Below are 1,985 nucleotides of genomic sequence, written 5' to 3' on the forward strand. Positions count from 1 at the left end.
CCCCCGGTGTCCGGGCCGGGGCCGGACCGGATGCCGGCCAGGGCCGCGAACCCGCCGGTGCCCCGCGGCCGTCCGGTCAGCCCGACGTGACCGGCAGGACGTCGGGCGACAGTGCCGCCGCGTGGGCCGTCGCGGCCGTCATGCGGCGGCGGTGGTGACGGCGGCACAGGACCTCGTAGCCGACCTCGTCCGCGGAGCCGGTGACGTCGCCGACGACCACCTGGGCACCCTCGACGACCATGACCCCGCCGACCGTGCGCGCGTTGTGCGTGGCGCGGGCGCCGCACCAGCACAGGGCCTCCACCTGGAGCACCTCGACCCGGTCGGCCAGCTCCACCAGCCGCTGGGAGCCGGGGAACAGCTTGGAGCGGAAGTCGGTGGTGATGCCGAAGGCGTAGACGTCGAGCTCCAGGTCGTCCACGACCCGCGCGAGCTGGTCGATCTGCTCCGGGGCCAGGAACTGCGCCTCGTCCGCGATCACGTAGTCCGCGCGGCGGCCCTGGGAGAGGTGGTCGACGAGGTACGCGTACAGGTCCGCGCCGTCGCCGACCTCCACCGCGTCCGTGACCAGGCCGAGGCGGGAGGACAGCTTGCCCTCGCCGGCCCGGTCGTTGCGGGTGAAGATCATGCCGACCAGACCGCGTGCCGAACGGTTGTGCTCGATCTGGAGAGCCAGCGTCGACTTCCCGCAGTCCATCGTTCCGGAGAAGAACACCAGCTCGGGCATGGGAGGTCGGGCACCTTTCGGCAGGGGTTGCGGGCGGAGACTCAGGAGCGTACTTCGAGCAGGGGGACCAGCTGCTCGGCAGGGGTCATCGAACCGTGGTTGCCGACCATCGCCGACTCCCTGGGCTCCCGCTCGGAGGCGATCAGCAGGACGTCGTCCCGCGCGGCGGCGACCACGTCGCCGATCCGGTGGTACACGCGCTCGTCGACCGCCGGACCGAACCAGCCCGCCTCGATCGCCTCGTCGCGCGAGGCCACCCAGAACTGCTCGCCGAGCACCTCGCGCCAGCAGGTCAGCACGTCGTCGGCGGCGCCCGGTACGGCGTACACGTGCCGGGCGCGGCCCTCGCCGCCGAGCAGGGCGACGCCCGCCTTCAGCTCCCAGTCCTCGTCGAAGTCGACGCGGTGGTCCTCGTCGAAGGGGATGTCGACCATGCCGTGGTCGGCGGTGACGTAGAGCGCGCTGCGCGCAGGGAGCTGTTCGGCCAGGCGCTGGACCAGCCGGTCGACGTACATGAGCTGGCCGCGCCAGGTGTCGGAGTCGACGCCGAAGCGGTGGCCCGCGCCGTCGACCTCGGCGTAGTACGTGTAGACCAGGGAGCGGTCGGCGGCGGCCAGCTGCTCGGCCGCGACGTCCATGCGCTCCTCGCCGGACAGCCGCCCGTGGAAGCTGCCTCCGCTGAGCGCGACCTTGGTCAGCGGGGTGTTCGCGAAGGCCGGGGAGGTGACCTGCGCGGCGTGCACGCCCGCGCGGTGGGCCAGCTCGAAGACGGTGGGGTACGGCTGCCAGGGGCCGGGCGGGGTCCAGGGCTGCCAGCGCAGCTGGTTCATCAGCTCGCCGGTGTCCGGGTTGCGCACGGTGTAGCCGGGCAGGCCGTGCGCGCCCGGCGGCAGGCCGGTGCCGACGGAGGCCAGGGAGGTGGCGGTCGTGGCCGGGTACCCGGCGGTGATCGGACGGCCGGTGCCGCCGCGCGAGGCGGCGAGCAGGGACGTCATGAAGGGGGCTTCCTCGGGGTGCGCCTTCAGCTGCTCCCAGCCCAGCCCGTCGATCAGGAACACGCAGTTCCGGTCGGCGGGGGTCAGCTCGGGGATCGCGGCGGTCGTACCGGGGACGGCCATGCCGGCGGCGAGCGTGGGCAGCAGGTCGGCGAGCGAACCGGTGCCGTATTCGGGCAGGGGCGCGGAACCGAGGGCGAGGGGGCGGGGGTGCGCGTCGTCCCAGGCGGTGGGAGGCGGGGACGGCGCGGGCCGCGCGGGGG

The 1,985-nt window shown here is 74.1% G+C and carries 2 protein-coding genes; both read right to left on the minus strand.

From position 1 onward, the window contains the following. Window positions 1-76 precede the first annotated feature (76 nt). Entirely contained in the window at window positions 77-727 is a 651-nt protein-coding gene (locus B7767_RS12365; RefSeq protein WP_085572241.1) for a thymidine kinase, read from the minus strand. Window positions 728-768: 41 nt separating this feature from the next. After that, window positions 769-1,985, minus strand: a 1,217-nt coding sequence (locus B7767_RS12370; RefSeq protein WP_085572242.1) for an alkaline phosphatase family protein, incomplete at its 5' end; no start/stop codon positions are given.

Origin of the sequence: Streptomyces sp. 13-12-16, assembly GCF_002114215.1 — a bacterium.
Classification (GTDB): domain Bacteria; phylum Actinomycetota; class Actinomycetes; order Streptomycetales; family Streptomycetaceae; genus Streptomyces.